The sequence below is a fragment of the Tepidibacter thalassicus DSM 15285 genome, assembly GCF_900129915.1.
Lineage (GTDB): Bacteria > Bacillota > Clostridia > Peptostreptococcales > Peptostreptococcaceae > Tepidibacter > Tepidibacter thalassicus.
The window spans coordinates 171,331-188,679 of record NZ_FQXH01000007.1 but is presented as its reverse complement, the minus strand read 5'-3'; the positions used below and the strand labels follow the sequence as shown (position 1 = coordinate 188,679).

Annotated in this window: 19 protein-coding genes; 16 read left to right on the top strand and 3 right to left on the bottom strand. The window is 27.6% G+C overall.

Annotated features, from left to right (window positions below; all coding sequences use genetic code 11):
- Positions 1-43: 43 nt before the first annotated feature.
- From rsmD to BUA19_RS03945, 3 genes are read left to right on the top strand one after another with little or no spacing between them, the layout of a single operon-like run.
- Positions 44-598 (top strand): 16S rRNA (guanine(966)-N(2))-methyltransferase RsmD, encoded by a 555-nt coding sequence (gene rsmD / locus BUA19_RS03955; RefSeq protein WP_072723896.1) that lies wholly within the window; start codon positions 44-46, stop codon positions 596-598.
- Position 599: 1 nt separating this feature from the next.
- Positions 600-1,088 carry a pantetheine-phosphate adenylyltransferase gene (coaD, locus tag BUA19_RS03950; RefSeq protein ID WP_072723894.1) on the top strand — a complete coding sequence of 163 codons (489 nt, stop codon included), beginning with the start codon at positions 600-602 and terminating at the stop codon, positions 1,086-1,088.
- A 2-nt stretch (positions 1,089-1,090) separates the two neighbouring features.
- Positions 1,091-1,528, top strand: coding sequence for an ATPase (locus BUA19_RS03945; RefSeq protein WP_072723892.1), 438 nt, complete (start codon positions 1,091-1,093; stop codon positions 1,526-1,528).
- A 199-nt stretch (positions 1,529-1,727) separates the two neighbouring features.
- On the opposite strand, the gene ylbJ is transcribed toward BUA19_RS03945, so the two are convergent.
- Positions 1,728-2,909: a sporulation integral membrane protein YlbJ gene (gene ylbJ, locus BUA19_RS03940; protein ID WP_072723890.1), complete on the bottom strand. Its 1,182-nt coding sequence runs from the start codon at positions 2,907-2,909 to the stop codon at positions 1,728-1,730.
- 295 nt (positions 2,910-3,204) lie between these two features.
- Between ylbJ and BUA19_RS03935 the strand changes: the two genes are divergently transcribed.
- Genes BUA19_RS03935 through BUA19_RS03915 form a run of 5 tightly spaced genes read left to right on the top strand, consistent with a single transcriptional unit; the run spans position 3,205 to position 9,150 of the window.
- A complete protein-coding gene (locus tag BUA19_RS03935; RefSeq protein ID WP_072723888.1) occupies positions 3,205-4,500 on the top strand; it encodes an ABC transporter substrate-binding protein in 1,296 nt (431 codons plus the stop codon).
- 38 nt (positions 4,501-4,538) lie between these two features.
- Positions 4,539-5,405 carry a carbohydrate ABC transporter permease gene (locus tag BUA19_RS03930; RefSeq protein ID WP_072723886.1) on the top strand — a complete coding sequence of 289 codons (867 nt, stop codon included), beginning with the start codon at positions 4,539-4,541 and terminating at the stop codon, positions 5,403-5,405.
- 12 nt (positions 5,406-5,417) lie between these two features.
- Entirely contained in the window at positions 5,418-6,227 is an 810-nt protein-coding gene (locus BUA19_RS03925) for a carbohydrate ABC transporter permease (RefSeq protein ID WP_072723884.1), read from the top strand.
- 30 nt (positions 6,228-6,257) lie between these two features.
- The gene (locus BUA19_RS03920) at positions 6,258-7,385 is read left to right on the top strand and encodes a GNAT family N-acetyltransferase (protein ID WP_072723882.1); all 1,128 of its coding nucleotides are present in this window, start codon (positions 6,258-6,260) and stop codon (positions 7,383-7,385) included.
- 19 nt (positions 7,386-7,404) lie between these two features.
- Positions 7,405-9,150 carry a DUF4091 domain-containing protein gene (locus BUA19_RS03915; RefSeq protein ID WP_072723881.1) on the top strand — a complete coding sequence of 582 codons (1,746 nt, stop codon included), beginning with the start codon at positions 7,405-7,407 and terminating at the stop codon, positions 9,148-9,150.
- Here BUA19_RS03915 and BUA19_RS03910 read toward each other — a convergent pair.
- Positions 9,087-9,476 (bottom strand): Hsp20 family protein, encoded by a 390-nt coding sequence (locus BUA19_RS03910; protein ID WP_072723879.1) that lies wholly within the window; start codon positions 9,474-9,476, stop codon positions 9,087-9,089. The genes BUA19_RS03915 and BUA19_RS03910 overlap by 64 nt on opposite strands.
- A 225-nt stretch (positions 9,477-9,701) precedes the next feature.
- Here BUA19_RS03910 and BUA19_RS03905 point away from each other — a divergent pair, with 225 nt between their 5' ends.
- Positions 9,702-10,565: a response regulator gene (locus BUA19_RS03905; protein WP_072723877.1), complete on the top strand. Its 864-nt coding sequence runs from the start codon at positions 9,702-9,704 to the stop codon at positions 10,563-10,565.
- Positions 10,556-11,014 (top strand): chemotaxis protein CheX, encoded by a 459-nt coding sequence (locus tag BUA19_RS03900; protein ID WP_072723876.1) that lies wholly within the window; start codon positions 10,556-10,558, stop codon positions 11,012-11,014. The genes BUA19_RS03905 and BUA19_RS03900 overlap by 10 nt, the downstream gene beginning before the upstream one ends.
- Positions 11,015-11,054: 40 nt before the next feature.
- Here the strand turns inward: BUA19_RS03900 and BUA19_RS03895 are convergent, their stop codons facing one another.
- A complete protein-coding gene (locus tag BUA19_RS03895) occupies positions 11,055-12,320 on the bottom strand; it encodes a nucleotidyltransferase (protein WP_072723874.1) in 1,266 nt (421 codons plus the stop codon).
- A gap of 297 nt (positions 12,321-12,617) precedes the next feature.
- On the opposite strand from BUA19_RS03895, the gene BUA19_RS03890 reads away from it, so the two are divergent.
- The 6 genes from BUA19_RS03890 (at position 12,618) to BUA19_RS03865 (ending at position 17,343) form a co-directional block, all read left to right on the top strand.
- Entirely contained in the window at positions 12,618-13,811 is a 1,194-nt protein-coding gene (locus BUA19_RS03890) for an acetate/propionate family kinase (protein ID WP_072723872.1), read from the top strand.
- 121 nt (positions 13,812-13,932) lie between these two features.
- On the top strand, positions 13,933-14,454 hold the full coding sequence (locus BUA19_RS03885) for a YceD family protein (RefSeq protein WP_072723870.1): 522 nt from the start codon (positions 13,933-13,935) through the stop codon (positions 14,452-14,454).
- Positions 14,455-14,467: 13 nt separating this feature from the next.
- Complete coding sequence (rpmF, locus tag BUA19_RS03880) at positions 14,468-14,644, top strand: 50S ribosomal protein L32 (protein WP_072723868.1); 177 nt, start codon at positions 14,468-14,470, stop codon at positions 14,642-14,644.
- Positions 14,645-14,772: 128 nt separating this feature from the next.
- Positions 14,773-15,330: a transcription factor FapR gene (fapR, locus tag BUA19_RS03875; RefSeq protein WP_072723866.1), complete on the top strand. Its 558-nt coding sequence runs from the start codon at positions 14,773-14,775 to the stop codon at positions 15,328-15,330.
- 14 nt (positions 15,331-15,344) lie between these two features.
- Entirely contained in the window at positions 15,345-16,355 is a 1,011-nt protein-coding gene (gene plsX, locus BUA19_RS03870) for a phosphate acyltransferase PlsX (protein WP_072723865.1), read from the top strand.
- Positions 16,348-17,343 carry a beta-ketoacyl-ACP synthase III gene (locus BUA19_RS03865; RefSeq protein ID WP_072723863.1) on the top strand — a complete coding sequence of 332 codons (996 nt, stop codon included), beginning with the start codon at positions 16,348-16,350 and terminating at the stop codon, positions 17,341-17,343. The genes plsX and BUA19_RS03865 overlap by 8 nt, the downstream gene beginning before the upstream one ends.
- Positions 17,344-17,349 lie beyond the last annotated feature (6 nt).

Sequence of the window (17,349 nt, the reverse complement as noted above, 5' to 3'; positions counted from 1 at the left end):
ATAATATATAATTATATGTTAAAATATATTGAGGAGGATAAGTATGAGAGTAATTTCAGGTAGTGCAAGGGGATTAAAACTTAAGTCTCCAAAGGGAATGGATGTAAGACCTACTACAGATAGAGTTAAAGAATCTGTGTTTAATATCATAAATAATAGATTGATGGATAGTTTTGTTTTAGATGTATTTTCTGGTACTGGCTCTTTAGGTATAGAGGCTTTATCAAGAGGAGCTCAAAAATGCATTTTTGTAGATTTAAGTAAAGAAAGTATAAAAATAATAAAAGAAAATGTGCAAAAGGCTAGATTTGATGAAAAGAGTGAAATTATTTTATCTGATGCTATAAATGCTATAAACAAATTAGCTGCTAGAAAAAATAAGTTTGATATAATATTTATGGATCCACCTTATCTTAAAAATTTAATAGAGCCTGTTTTAGAAGAGATAAGTAAAAAAAACATATTAGAAAATAATGGAATAATAATAGTGGAACATGATACTAAAGATAAATTATCAGAAAAAATAAATAATATTTATATGTATAGAGAAAAAAAGTATGGAAATACAACAATTTCATTTTTTGCTTTGGAGGAATAATATGAAAAAAATCGCAGTATATCCAGGTAGTTTTGATCCAGTTACAAATGGACATTTAGATATAATAAAAAGAGCATCTAAGTTATTTGATAAATTGATAGTAGCTGTTTTATATAACCCAAACAAAAAATCGTTATTTACATTTGAAGAAAGAGTAGAACTTTTGAAAGAAGCAGTTAAAGATTTAGATAATGTAGAAGTAGATAGTTTTTCGGGACTGTTAATAGATTATTGTAATGAAAAAAAAGTCAATGCAATAATAAGAGGATTAAGAGCTGTTTCAGATTTTGAATATGAACTTCAAATGGCTCAAATGAATAGACAATTAAATCCAGAAATAGAAACTGTTATTTTGACAACAAGTACAAAATATTCTTTTATAAGTTCATCTCTTATAAAAGAAGTAGCTAGATTTAAAGGAGATATTTCTAATTTAGTTCCAGATGTCGTATTGAGGAAATTGAACAAAATATTGTGCGGGGGGGATTAAAATTGGAACTTTTAAAGTTAATAGATGAGTTAGAAGATTTAGTAGAAGAAAGTTCAGGTATTCCTTTTGGAAATAAAGTTTTTGTTGATAAAAAACAATTTTTAGAAATAATAAAAGAAATAAGACTTCAGCTTCCAGATGAAATAAAGCAAGCGGAGTGGATTAATACAGAAAGACAGAGAATACTTGCTGAAGCACAGCAAGAGGCAGATAGTATTATAGAAAATGCAAAATCTTATGTTCAAGAACAAGTTGAAAATAGTGAAGTTATTAAGGAAGCTCAAAAACAGGCTGAAAAAATAATAGAGCAAGCTCAACATACGTCTAAAGAAATTAGACGAGGAGCAAGAGAATATGCAGATGGTATATTAGAAAAAATTCAAATTAATTTGGAAGGCTTAGTTGAAACCCTTAAACAAAATAGAGAAGAACTTAAATAAATTATTAAGTATATAAAATCCCGAATTGTTTTTTATATCAATATCGGGATTTTGTTATTGTGTTTTTTATAACGAATAGGAAATTATATTCCTATTTAAATTGTGGATAAATATAAATTCCGTTATGAGTTTTAAGCAACGGAATTCGTTAGAATTCGTTGGCGCCATGAAATTTTAAAAAAGTCTACATTTAAAATTTTTAGAATGAAGACTTTTTTATACAAGAAAAAATGTATATTATAAGACAAGTTATTAAAAATATTTTATTGTAGTATGATATTTCAGGGGTATATATTTTATAATAAATTGAATTGTAAAAAGTAGTTATATTTAAAGTGTTTTTAAATAAAGGATATAATAAATAACAGTAAATAGATGATAATATTCCATGTAAGAATTTACTAAATATGTATAGATATATGTTTATATCTGTTTTAGATAAAAAACTAGAACATTGAGCGAGAATAGATATTCCGCTAAAAGAAATTACAAAAGTGCATAGTGATATTTTAAATATTAGAGGAATTCCGTAAGACAGTGAAATATTATTACATCCTATAGTTATTTCAAATAAACCGCTTATAAATGCATATATAATATCTTTAGGTATATTGAGTGGATATAATAATATAAAAATTAAATTGCTGATTATATCTATAATTTTAAGTAAACTTAGTATTTTAAAAATAACTGAAAATATTATTACAAATCCACCAACTAAAAGTATTGAGTTTATTCCATTTCTTACAGAATCTCCAAGTATAGTATAAAATCCTGAGTTTTTATTATTTTTAGATTTTATAATTCTTTTTATTTCGTCTATTATATTTATATTTTTTTTAAATTTATACTTATTTTCTTGTTTGTTTTTATAATTTCTAAATATAAAGCCTACAGTTGCTGCTCCTAAATAGTGACATAGTGCTATAAAATAACCTATTTTAGAACTATTAAACATACCTATTCCAACAGAGCTTACCATAAATAATGGTCCAGAAGTAGAACAGAAAGAAGCTAGTCTTTGAGCTTCGTATTTTGTTATTTCTTTATTTTCTCTGAGTTGAGATGTCAATTTGGATCCTATGGGGTAACCGGAGATAATTGACATTGCAAATACTAACGAACCTTTTCCTGGAACATTAAACAAAAATCTAGTAATTTTTTCGAGAAATAATCCTATTATATCTATTATTTTTAAGTTAATTAATAAATTAGCTCCTATTAAAAATGGAAGTAGTGATGGAATTAATATATTAATAGTTATGTTCATTCCTACACGAGCAGATTCAACTGCGCTTTTGGGAAATATTACTATTCCACATATGAAAAAAAGGACTATTATTCCAGGAAGTAAAGATTTAATTAATGTATATTTTTTCATATAAACGCCCTCCAAAATTTTATTCTATATAAATATATTAACTTGAATGTGTATCTATGTAATTAATTATGATTTTTATGAAAATAAAAATTACAACATGTTACAATTAAATAACAAAATTGGTTTAAATATCAAAAAAAATTATAAATACAGTTGCATTTATAAATTTTTTCAATTGGACATATTGTTATAATTTTAATAAACTTGACTTAGAAATTTGTCTTAAAGTGTCATAATGAATAAAACGTTTTCAATGCGTTTTTAAGACAAAATAGATATTAGGAGGGAGAAATTTATGTATAATTTTCGAAAAATATTAGTTTTTGTACTTATTATGATTATGATTGCTATTTCTCTTGTTGGATGTGGAAGTACTAATTTATCAAAAAATACAGGTAAAGATGAAAAAGATAAATTAACTGTATGGTTACCGCCTATTGGTGAAAATGATAAGGTAGTTTGGGAACCTATATTAAAAGAATTTGAAGAAGAAAATAATGTTAAAGTCGATTTAGAGATAATTCCTTGGGAAGGATATCCTGAAAAGTATGCAACAGCTGTAGCTGCTGGGGAAGGACCTGATGTTGGTTATATGTATGCAGAGATGTTCCCTCAATTTATAAAAATGGGAGCTGTAGAAGATTTAACACCGTATTTAACGGATAAAGATTATGAAAATTACATATACATAGAAAATTGTAAAATGCTTGGAGGCATTTATGGTCTTGCAATAGAAGCTGCAAATCCAGCTGTATTATATTATAACAAAGATATATTAAAAGAATTAGGAGAAGAAGTGCCAAAAACTTGGGAAGATTTTAGGAGAATAGCTAAAAAAGCAACAAAAGATACTGATGGTGATGGAAAAATAGATCAATGGGGATTTGCTCAAGGATGGGGAGCTAATTTTTTTGGTGATCTTAATTGGAATTGGTATGGATTTTTATGGCAAGCTGGTGGAGAGCTTTATAATGATGATTTAAAGACAGTAAGATTTAATGATAAAGCAGGACTTGAAGCTGCACAATTTTTGTATGATCTTAAATTTGTAGATAAGGTAATTCCCGATAATGCCATGGCTCAAACTAATAAAGAAATGTTACAAACAACTTTTGGACCAGGTAAGGCTGCTTTTGCTATATGGCTTTCTTCAGGTGCATCTGAGATATTAGATAAGTCATTTCCAAATTTAAATTATGGATTTATAACATCGCTTAAAAACAAGGATATGGGGACTTTTGCGTCTGTTGATCAATTAACTTTAATGTCAGCAGCTAAGAATAAAAAATTAGCATTTAAATTAATGAAGCATATGTTAAGTGCTAAGTCTATGACTAAATTTCATAAATATCATCCAAGAGCACCAATATCTAAAGATGAGCCATATCAAGGTGATCCAAGATTTAAAGAGATTATAGAAAATGATAAAGGAATATACAGACCTTTGGTTGTAGCTCCTCATGGAGTTGAAGTGTATGAATATTTATGGAAGCAGCTACAAAGAATGATGGCTGGAGAAGTTAAGCCTAAAGAAGCTCTAGATGAAGCAGCAAGATATGCTAATGATTTGTTAGCTCAAGATCAAAAATAGCTTTAATTTTAATCTTTCTGAGAAGAAAGGAGCAATAAATGAAAAAATTAAGCGCTTATGGATATATACTTCCTTTAGGAATATTATTGACCAGCTTTTATGTTGTTCCGATAATAATGTCTATTTATTTTAGTTTTACAAAATATAATATTGTATCTCCAGCAAAATTTATTGGAATTAAAAATTATTTAAATCTTGGAAAAGATAAGATGTTTATAGCATCTTTAAAAAATACATTTCAATTTACTATTGTTGTTGTACCGCTTCAAACATTATTTTCTTTAATAATGGCAGTTTGGTTGACCAATAGAGAAAAAAGTAAGTTAACTGAATTTGTAAAAGGAGTAATGTTTATTCCTGTAATATCTTCTATGATACTCATTGGAATTGTTTGGAGAATATTACTTAATGGAGATACATCACCTTTAAATTTTATATTTACATTTGTTGGATTGAATCCGCCTAATTGGATTGGAGATGTTAAAACAGCTCTTCCGACTTTAATGATGATTGCTATATGGAAAAATATAGGTTATTTTATGGTTGTGTATATTGCAGGAATTATGGATATCCCTAAAAGTTATTATGAATCAGCAAAAGTAGATGGAGCAAGTAAGTGGCATGAATTTTGGTATATAACTGTACCACTTTTAAAACCGATTACTATTTTAGTAGTTTTCTTAGGATTTATATGGTCTTTTCAGGTGTTTGATTTGGTATATACATTGACAGGAGGAGGGCCAGGCGTGGCTACTATGACAATGGTTCTTCATATATATAATTTAGCGTTTAAACAATTTAATTCAGGATATGCCATGGCAGTTGCTAATGTATTATTTTTTATAATAGCTGTTATTTCAATACTACAAAAAAAATTTTTTAAAAAAGATCAATCAATTTATTAATGGAGGAAGTAAATGAAGAGTATAAAGAGGATTGCGGGAGATACGATTTTGCTTGTAATTGCAAGCTGTATGATGGTTCCTTTTGTGTATATGGTTATGACATCTTTAAAGGTTACTTATACAGCGTATAACTTTGATTTTTCGCTTTCTGATATAACATTTCGAAATTATATAAATATTTTTAGGAATCATAATTTCATGCATTATTTTTTTAACAGTACATTTATAGCACTAGGGGGAGTGATTCTGAATGTTTTATTCAGTAGTTTAGCTGGATTTGCTTTTGCTAAAAAGGATTTCCCTGGAAATGAAAAAATATTTTTTTTTATGATTATGACTTTAATTATACCTTCACAAGTTACAATGATACCTCTTTATATAATAATGAAATATTTAGGTTGGATTAATACGTATTATGCTCTGATCCTTCCGATACCAACTGCTTTTGGAGTATTTTTAATGCGTCAGGCAATACTTAATATTCCAAATGATTTAATAGAGTCAGCGAGAATAGATGGATGTTCAGATATTAGGATATTTTTTCAAATTGTGCTTCCGTTAATTAAACCTGCTATTATAACTCTTTCGATTTTTACTTTTGTAGGTGCGTGGAACGAATTTTTATGGCCTCTTATTATGACTACTAATGATTCGGTTAGAACATTAACAGTAGGACTTTCTACTTTAAATGCTCAATATACAGTGAATTATGGTCTTGTAATGGCTGGAGCAACACTTACATTTCTTCCTTCTTTTATATTTTATTTGATTTTACAAAAGAAATTTGTTGAAGGAGTTACATTATCAGGGATTAAAGGATAATCATAAATTAATGAGAAAAGAGGTTGATTTATGCGAGTAGTAAGAGGAACTAAAAAGGAAGAGTTTAAATCTGTAATTGATTTAATTAATAATGTCTTTAGAATTTCTAAGGGACATAATCCTACTATGGATAAGGAATTTCCACTTTTGCTTAATGAAAATAATGTGAATAATATGAGGATAATTAAAGAAGATGGAAAAATTGTTTCTGTTGTTAATTTTTTAAAAGAAGATATTTTTATAGAGGGAAGCGTAATAAAAGCAGCATCTATTGGTGCAGTATGTACGGATAAAAATTATAGAAAAAGAGGATATTCTTCATTGATTTTAGATGATGTTGAAAAAAAGATGTATAAAGATGGTGTTGATATTGTTCTTATTTCAGGAACGAGAAATTTATATAAGAGGAGAAATTATATTGAAGTTGAAAATTTTTATGAATATACAATAAAACCCGAAAATATAGATATGAATATTGAAGTTGTAGATTATAAATTAGAGTACTTAAATGAAATGGCTTATATGTATAATCAAAATTCTACAAGATATTATAGAACATATGAAGAATTTGAAATACTTTTAGAGGCTGCAACTATTCCCTGGGGAAGATATACTTATAAAAAATATGTATTGATAAACGATAAGAATTTAATAGGTTATATTGTGCTTAGAATAATTGATGAAAATGTTAAATACGGACAAGTTATAGAACTATTTGGAAGTCAAGATGTTGTATTTAAAGTTCTTTCAAATATTTGTTTAGATCTTAAACTTGATAGTATTAAATATTATGTTCATGTAAATGATAAAATAAACCAACTGATTAATTGCTTTAAGAAAGAAAAAACATATCTTCATGGAACTGTTAAGATAATTAACTTTGTTAGTTTTATGGAAAATTTAAGAAATTATTTTATTCAACATGTATCAAAAAGAGTAATAGATAAAATTAAATTTAAGCAGGATGAAGAAGGTTATTATTTTGAAATAGAAAATGAGATATTAAAAATTAAAGATGTTAAAGAGCTTACAAAATTAGTATTTGAAGGGTATGATGAGACTGATATAGATTTAGAAGATAAACCTTATATTAAAAAATTTTTGAAAAATGTTTTTCCAATTCCATTTATATGGACTGCGAATTTGAATTATCAATAAAATTAAGGGGCTGAGTAAATTGAATATTAAATATGCTGTTTTAGATTCATCATATAAACATATAAAATACGGTGATATTTCTAGAAATATATGGGAAAAAAATAATATGGAAATTACTGTTGCAAAACAAGAAAAATTTGCATTTCAAATAATGTTAAATTGTGATGAGGAAATTTATTGTTTACTAGATAAAAATAATAATTTGAGTTGGAAGGGTCTTAAAAATAGACTGAGATTGGATTTGAAATTAGATAAGGAGTTAGAAAAGTATTTTAATATTTCATTTTTAGGTTATGTAAAAGATGATACAGGAATACTTGTTAGTGACCCTATTTTAAGAGAATCAGGACTTTTAATAGAAGAAGAAATTTCTCAAATGATTTGGGTAGAAGGGGTAATACCTTTTTTTTGGGAAAATAAAAATATAGATATAAGTATAGAGATATATAGTCAATGTGGTTTTGAAGATGAAGAAAAAATAGGAACAATTAAAGTGAAAGTGAATGTTATGGATATATGTTTAAGTCCATTAAATAAGTTTGATTTTTATCTAGATTTATGGCAACATCCAAGCAATTGGGCTAGAATGTATAAAGTTTCTTTTTGGTCTAAAGATCATTGGGAGATTATAAAGAATTATTTAAAGGAATTAGCATCTATAGGTGAAAAGGTTATCACAGTAATTGTTTCGGATTTTCCATGGGCAGGTCAATCTTGTTATAAGTTTCAAAAAAATGCTTCAAATCTTTTTGAACACAATATGGTCAAGATAATAAAAAATAAGAATGGAAAATTATTGTGTGATTTTTCTGTTTTAGATAAATATATTAATATGTGTATGGAATTGGGGATAGATAAAGAGATAGATTTATTTGGTCTTTTGGGTAATTGGGATGCCTTTGATTTTGGAAATCCTATTAGAGATTATAAAGATCCAATAAGATTAAATTATTATGATGAAGATAGTGGAACTTTTAAATATATAAAAACAAAAGAAGAATTAAAGACTTATATTACATTGTTATTTGATCATCTCATAGAAAAAGGTTGGTGGGATAAAATTTATGTGATGAGTGATGAACCTAATAATTCAGATGTTTTTAATGAATGTGTTGAATTTATTAATTCTTGTTCTAAAGAATATAAAGTACTTTATAAAACTGCTGTTCATGATGGAAAATTTATGAAAAAATCTTTTCGAAAAGTAGATTCTTTTTCTTTAAGTCTTCCGCTTATAATAAGTAATTTAGATAGTTTACATGAAATTAGAAGATATTTTAATGAGAAAATGGGAAAATTTACATGGTATGTATGTTGCTTTCCTCAAAGACCTAATAATTTTATAAGCTCTCCATTTATAGAGAGTAGATTAATTGGATGGTTTACATATTACTTTGGATTAGATGGTTTTTTGAGATGGGATTATGCAATATGGCCAAATAATCCTTGGAATGAGCCAAGTTATAAATTTCCTAAATGGAAAGCTGGTGATATGTTTTTTGTTTATCCAGGATATGATTTAAAGCCGGTACGTTCTGTTCGTTGGGAGAATTTAAGATTTGGGATTCAGGATTATCAGTTATTTAGACTTTTAGAAGAAAAAGGCTTTTCTAAAGAAGAAATAGAAGAAAAATTTATGGAAAAAGTTTTAGGAAAAAAAGGATATATGGAAGCTCCAAGTGATAGAAGTGTAGAATTAGATTATAAGATTGAATATAATTTATACAATGAAATTAGGAAAAGTATTATGGAAAAATTATTGTAACTGCCGGTTAAGCCGGCAGTACTGAAATTTCTTTCTCGTCTTACGTAGGTATCGTTTTTATCTTCTATTGTTTCTTCTCTTTTTGCACTAATAGTTAGATAGTTGTTTTCATAATCTATATTGATAGCTTCTTTATTAATTCCAGGTAAATCTGCTTCTATTATATATTCATTTTTTGTTTCTTTTAGGTCGACTTTGAAATTATTGCCAAATACAGTTGTTGGAAAGAAGTCATCTTCGAAAAAGTTATTAAAAAGATGATTAAAATAATCGCTTTTTTTTGTTATAGAATTATTATTTTTTTTAAAAGGAACCATATCAAACATGAAAAAACCTCCCTTAACTATGTTTAAATACAATGTATTTATTATTATTTTAACCAAAAAAACAAAATGAATTATATTTTTTTATGTATTTTTTTGTTTTTATTTGACGGTTAAAAAAAATTCAATAAATTAAGTTGTGATTTAAAATATTGTGAATATTTTATTTAAAAATGGAATTATTGTGGTATACTATTAATTAAATTAATGTGAAAGTAGGTGAAACTAATGAAAAAAGCAAAAGTTGTAATTGTAGATGATTCTCCTTTTTCAATAGCTATTATTAGAGATATATTGATTGAAAAAGGATTTGATGTGGTTGGAGAGGCAGGGTCATTGGAAGAAACTATAAGAGTAGTTGAAGAAAAAAAGCCAGATTTAGTCACTATGGATATGACAATTCCAGGAACTGATGGATTGGAGTGTACAAGAGCAGTCCATTCAATAAATCCTAATATAAAAGTTATAGTAATTAGTTCTATGATGGATGATGAAATAATTAAAGAAGCTAAGAAAAATAAAGTATCTGGATATATTCAAAAGCCAATAGATCCAGAAAATCTTATTACTGAAATAGAAAGAGTAATGGCTGGAGAAGAATTGTTTGAGGAATTAAATGAAATTTATCCAAAAGTATTTAAGGAAGCATTTTATGATAATATGAATAGGTTTACAAAAACTATACCTTGTTTTAATGATGAGGTTAAAGAGAATAAGGGTTTATCTTCAAGAGGTATTTCTGTTGTCGTAGGTATAATAGGAAAATATTTAGGAAGAATGATTTTTGATTTATCTTATGAAACTGCGCAAAATATGGCTAAAAGTATATTAAAAAGAGATGTTAAAGATATACATGAGACTTTAGCCATGGTTGAAGAATTTGCTAATATTGTTGCAGGAAATGCATGTTCTATGATAAATAGAAGAAATAAAGTTTATGGACTTCGTGTAGCTCCTCCTACTGTATTTCATGGTAAATCTTTAAATATATCAAAAACTGAGTTGGAGACCATTTCATTAGTAATTCAAACGGATTTTGGTGAAATGTACTTAAATGTAGGTTTTAAAAGAGGTGATAATGAATGGATGTAAAAGTTGTAAATCCTTTCATTAACTCTTTTTCAGCTGTAATGCCTCAATTTGGGTTTGAACGTGTTGAAAAAAAAGAAGTGTTTGTTAAAGGAAGAGTTATCAAAAGTTCTGGGGTAATGTTAATTTTAGGAATTGTAGGAGATATAAGAGGTAATGTAATTTATTCTATGGATATTGAAAGTGCAAAAAAGATTGCTTCTAAAATGATGATGGGAATGCCTGTTGATGAATTAAATGATATGGCACAGAGTGCAATTTCTGAACTTTCAAATATGTTAACAGCAAATGCAAGTATTAATCTTGAAAATATAGGGGTGAATATAAATATATCAACACCATCTTTGATGTATGGTAAAGATTTTGAAGCAAAAATGAACACAGATAAGGTTTTATGTGTTGAGATTTTAGTTGATGATATTCCAGTTGAAATTAATATTGCTTTTGAGTAATTTGAAGTATAAAGCATCTGAAATTATATATTCAGATGCTTTATTTGATATAAATAGGAGATATATAATAATCCATGGCTCCTTTTAATAAATCTTTTCTTTTATTGTAATAAATTAAATTATATAAATTAGTAGCTTTTATGTCGTATTTTAAAAACAAATTTAGTATTCTGTCTTCTTTTAAGTTTACATTGCTCAGTTTGTTTATTATTTTAATATTTGAGTTTTGTTTTATATTTTTTATAATTTCTCGACCTTTATCGTTAAATGCAAGTATTCTAATATATGGAACAGTATCGATGTCTTTAATTGTTAATATGTCTTCTTTTTTTATTCCTAATAGTATATTTGTAAGAATTCTTTTTATTTTAGTGAGTGTATATCTTTTAGATTTTATATTTAAAATAAGTTCTTCAAATGAAGATGTATTGAAAATTGAATTGACTATTTTATTTTCTATTCCTTCATTTACTTCAAAATAATAATTTATATTTTTTTCTTCTCTTAATATAATTCCCTGTATTAATTGATAAAAACAATCCGAAAAAACAGGATTAAAATTATTTTTGGTTTGAAAATTTATTAAACTATAAGTGGCTTTAGGAACAACTTTATTTAAAATATCTAAATTGAAATTTGATTTTAGCAATTCTCTTATAGCTGTAGCACTGCATATATCATTTTCTATATTTGTAGAATTGTATTCAGATTTAATTCTTTTTATTGTATAAGGTTTGATTGAACTTTTAAGTTTAATAATACTTTTGATGTATTCTATTCCTAATATGTTATTAGAGCTGTTTAAAATTTTTGAGAGGGTGTCTTCGTTTATATTTAAAATACTATTATTTTTTATATAGTCAAATAAAGATTTAGATCTAGCTGATGGGAACAATAATCCTTTATTCAAATAATTTTTAAGGTGTTTTTTAAACTCTATTGGTTCATTAACTAGTATTTTGCTGATTTTATACAATATATCTATATTTCCAATTTCACTACCAAAGCAAATACTATCTACAATGTTAGTACTATTTAAAGTATTAATAGCGCCATGGCTGAAAAATTCTGCACTTTGAGTAGAGTAAAGAGTGGGAAGTTCTATAACTAAATCTATTCCGGATTTTACAGCCATTTTAGCTCTTGTCCATTTATCAAATAATGCTGGTTCTCCTCGTTGCAAGAAATGACCACTCATTATAGCTATAGTATGAGTAGAATTAGTTATTTTTTTGGATTCTAAAAAATGATATAAATGACCGTTGTGAAAAGGGTTGTATTCGACTATTAATCCTAAAACTTTCATATTTGACTCTCCTTTAGTTTTTTCAAAATTTATTTAGAGTGAAGATTTATTTACTTTATATAATTTATATATTAATTCAATTTGCAATTAAAATAAATAAATTTATAAAAAAATAAAAGGGATTCGATGGAATTTGTAGAATATTAAAAAAATAAAAACGTTTACTTATGATTTTGTTAGTGTAACTTTTTATGTACATTTTTAATCAAAAATGCTATATTATTTATTGTTAGGTTTATTGTGTAATGTATACACAAACAAGTTAATATTAAATGAAACTAGGAGGTAGTAAAAAAGATGAATGTATTAGTTATTAACTGTGGTAGTTCTTCTTTAAAGTATCAATTAATTGACATGGAAAATGAGAGTGTATTAGCTAAAGGTTTAGCGGAAAGAATAGGTATAGAAGGTTCGGTGGTGAAACATCAAACTACTGGAAAAGATAAAGTTACTATTGAAAAACCAATGAAAGATCATAAAGATGCACTTGAGATAGTTTTAAACTCTATAGCACATCCAGAATATGGTGCGGTAAAAGATATGAAAGAGATATCAGCTGTTGGACATAGAGTTGTTCATGGGGGAGAAAAATTTACGACTTCTGTTGTTATAACTGATGAAGTTAAAAAAGGTATAGAAGATTGTGTGGAACTTGCACCTCTTCACAACCCAGCAAACTTAATAGGAATAAATGCTTGTCAAGAAATACTTCCAAATGTTCCTATGGTTGCAGTTTTTGATACAGCGTTCCATCAAACAATGCCAAAGTCTTCTTATTTATATGGTCTTCCATATGAATTATATGAGAAATATGGAATAAGAAGATACGGATTCCATGGCACATCTCATAAATATGTATCACAAAGAGCTGCTCAAATGCTTAATAAAAATATAGAAGATTTAAAAATAGTTACTTGTCATTTAGGAAATGGAGCTAGTATAGCGGCGGTTGAAAATGGAAAATGTGTGGATACTTCTATGGGATTTACTCCGCTTGAAGGTTTAATAATGGGAACTAGATGTGGAGATATAGATCCTGCTATAGTACCATTTTTAATGGAAAAAGAAGGATTAGATGCAGATGCATTAAATACTTTAATGAATAAAAAGTCTGGAGTTCTTGGAATGACAGGAATATCAAGTGATTTTAGAGATATAGAAGATGCTGCTGATAATGGAGATGAAAAAGCTATAACTGCATTAGATGCTTATTGTAAGAGAGTTAAAAAGTACATAGGATCTTATATGGCTGAAATGGGTGGATTAGATGTAGTTTTATTTACTGCTGGAATAGGAGAAAATTCTGTAGCAATTCGTGAACAAGTATGTAAGGGACTTGAAGGAATTGGAATAAAAATAGATACAGAAAAAAATAAAGTTAGAGGAGAAGAAAGAATAATAAGTACAGAAGATTCTAAAGTTAAAGTATTAATAGTTCCTACTAACGAAGAATTAATGATTGCAAGAGAAACTGCTGAGTTAGTAAAATAATTATTGGGTAAAATAAAAAGGTAGGTTGTAACCTACCTTTTTATTATCTATCAAGTAAAAATACTTGACAAAACAATAAGGCATTTGTATAATTAACTTGGCAATATATTGAGGTGATTAAATGATAATAAGTCTAGAAAAATTAATAAAAAGAGAAGTTGATATTTTAGACTTGAATTTTTCTCAAAAAATTGATAGTATTAATTGTTGTGGTAAAAGTTATAAAGTAACTTCTCCAGTTGAACTTAAAGGGAAAATAATTAAGACTGGTGAAGGGATGTATTTAGATAGTGAAGTTAAATTTTCAATATTAGATTATTGTAGTAGATGTTTAAAAGAACTAGAAATAGATTTAGAGTATCCAATCAAGGGATTTCTAGTTAAAAATGAAAAAGATGTATTGGAAGATGAGGATACTTATGTTTATAATGGGGACGAATTAGATTTTAAGAATATAATTGAAGATACTTTTGTATTGAATATTCCACAAAAGGTTCTATGTGATGAAGATTGTAAAGGTCTTTGTCCAGGATGTGGAGTGAATTTGAATGAAGAAGAGTGTAAGTGTCATGATGATGAAAATGACGAACAATTTGTTGATCCCCGTTTTGCTAAATTGAAAGATTTTTTTAAAAATGACTAAGGAGGTGGGATAAATGGCAGTACCAAAGCGTAAAACTTCAAGATCAAAAAGAGATTCAAGAAGAGCAGCTAATTCAAAAATGGTTGCAGTAGGGTTTGTAAAATGCCCACAGTGTCACGAACCAAAATTACCACACAGAGTATGCCCAGATTGTGGATACTATAAAGGTAAAGAAGTAGTAGCTAAATAATAAAGAAAAGCATGTAGTTGCAACTACATGCTTTTTGTTTTTTTGCTATATTGATTTATAGTATTAAATATTATATACTAATATTAGTATCTGGTACTAAGACGAGTTATAATTTAGGGGTGAAAACCGTGAAAAGAAAGAGTAAAGAAACAAGACAAAAAGAGCTTTCCCAAATGTTAAAACAAGACCCTTTTTATACAGATGAAGAATTATCTGCCTATTTTGGCGTTAGTATACAAACTATACGATTAGATAGATTGAGACTTGGTATACCAGAACTTAGAGAAAGAGTAAAAAAGGTTGCGGAAGATAATATAAATAAAGTAAAAACTTTGGGAAGTAAAGAAATTGTAGGAGAAATTATAGATTTAGATGTCGGAAATTTAGGGATCTCAATACTTGAAACTACTTCTTATATGACATATTCTAAAACAAATATAGTAAGAGGACATTTTGTTTTTGCTCAAGCAGAATCATTAGCCATGGCAGTAGTCAATGCTCCTGTAGTACTTATGGGGGTTGCAAATATAAAAAATATAAATCCTATAAGACCTAATGATAGACTTATAGCAAAAGCAGAGGTAATTAGAGTAAGAGATAAAAAGCATTATGTGCACGTTAAAATAAACAACAAAAATCACGAACAGGTTTTTAGGGGGAAATTTATTTTTAATGAGATATTTTAAAGGGAGGAATAAATGTGAAGATAGTAGTTGACTGTATGGGAGGAGATAATGCCCCGTATTCAACTGTCGAAGGAATAGTCAGTGCTATAAATGAATTTAATGTAGAAATAATAGCAATTGGAGATAAAAATATATTAGAAGAAAATTTTAATAAATACACATTTGATAAAAGTAAATTAGAAATAATTCATACGAGTGAAATAATTTTAAATGAAGATAAACCTGTAAAAGCAATAAGAAGTAAAAAAGATTCCTCTATGGTAGTAGCTTTAAATTTAGTAAAAGAAGGTAAAGCTGATGCTATAGTTTCTGCTGGAAATACTGGAGCACTTCTCGCTGGAGGGTTGTTTATACTTGGAAGAATAAAAGGAGTAGATAGACCTGCTCTTTGTACGTTTTTGCCAAATAAAAAAGGAATGTCAGTATTACTAGATGCAGGAGCTAATGCTGATTGTAAACCTAGAAATTTATTAGAATTCGGTGTTATGGGTTCTATTTATGCTAATAAAATTTTAAAAATAAATAGTCCTAAAGTTGGAATTGTAAATGTTGGAGAAGAAGAAGGAAAAGGGAATGAGCTTACTAAAAAATCTTATGAACTATTAAAAAGTAATGAAGATATAAATTTTGTAGGAAATGTTGAAGCTAGGAATATACCTTATGGTTATAGTGATGTAATAGTTTGTGATGGATTTACGGGAAATGTAATTTTAAAGCTCATAGAAGGGGTTGCTATGTCGATATTTTCAATGCTTAAAGAAATTTTTACAAATAGCATTAAGACAAAGATTGGAGCGACATTATTAAAAGGTGATTTAGTAGATATGAAAAGAAAATTAGATTATACAGAATATGGTGGTGCACCTTTTCTTGGAGTGAATGGAGCTTTAATTAAAGCACATGGAAGCTCTAATGCAAAAGCTATAAAAAACGCAATTAAACAGAGTATTAAATTTGTAGAAGGCAATGTTTTGAATGAGATTAAACTAAAAATAGATAAATTAGGAGTTGATAATATTGAATAAATTAAAAAGAGCTGGAATTATTGGTTTAGGAAGTTGTGTTCCAGAAAAAGTTCTTACTAACTTTGATTTGGAAAAAATGGTTGATACATCAGATGAATGGATAGTTACAAGAACTGGGATCAAAAAAAGAAGAGTAGCTGATGAAAATACAGCAACTTCTGATCTTGCTACAATTGCTGCACAGAAGGCAATAAAGTCTGCAGGTATTAGTGCTGAAGAAATTGATTTAATAATAGTAGCAACTGTAACTCCTGATATGGCATTTCCATCAACAGCTTGTATAATTCAAAAAAATATAGGAGCGGTTAATGCGGCTACATTTGATTTAGAAGCTGGTTGTTCAGGATTTATATATGCGATGAGTGTTGGAAAAAATTTTATAGAAACAGGAATGTATAAAAAAGTATTAATAATAGGAGCAGAAACTCTTTCTAAGATATTAGATTGGAAAGACAGAAATACATGTGTATTGTTTGGTGATGGAGCAGGAGCAGCAGTATTAGGAGAAGTTAAAGAAAATGAAGGAATATTATCGACAACTTTAGGTGCAGATGGAGCAGGCGGAGAATGTTTAAACATGCCAGCAGGAGGGTCGAGAATGCCTGCTAGTATTGATACTGTAGAAAATAGACTTCACTATATAAAAATGGCTGGAAGTGATGTGTTTAAATTTGCGGTTAGAATTATGCCTAAAGCTTCTAAGGAAGCATTAGAACTTGCTGGTTTAGGTTTAGAAGATATAGATTATTTAGTACCTCATCAAGCTAATATAAGGATAATAGAAGCTGCAGCTAAAAGATTAAAAGTTGATATGGATAAGGTATATGTTAATTTAGATGAGTATGGAAATATGTCAGCGGCTTCTATTCCAGTTGCACTTGATGAAGCTTATAGAAAGGAAAAAATAAAAAAAGGAGATAATGTTGTTTTAGTGGGATTTGGAGCAGGACTTACTTGGGGTTCAGCAGTTATAAAATGGAGTATTTAGGAGGGA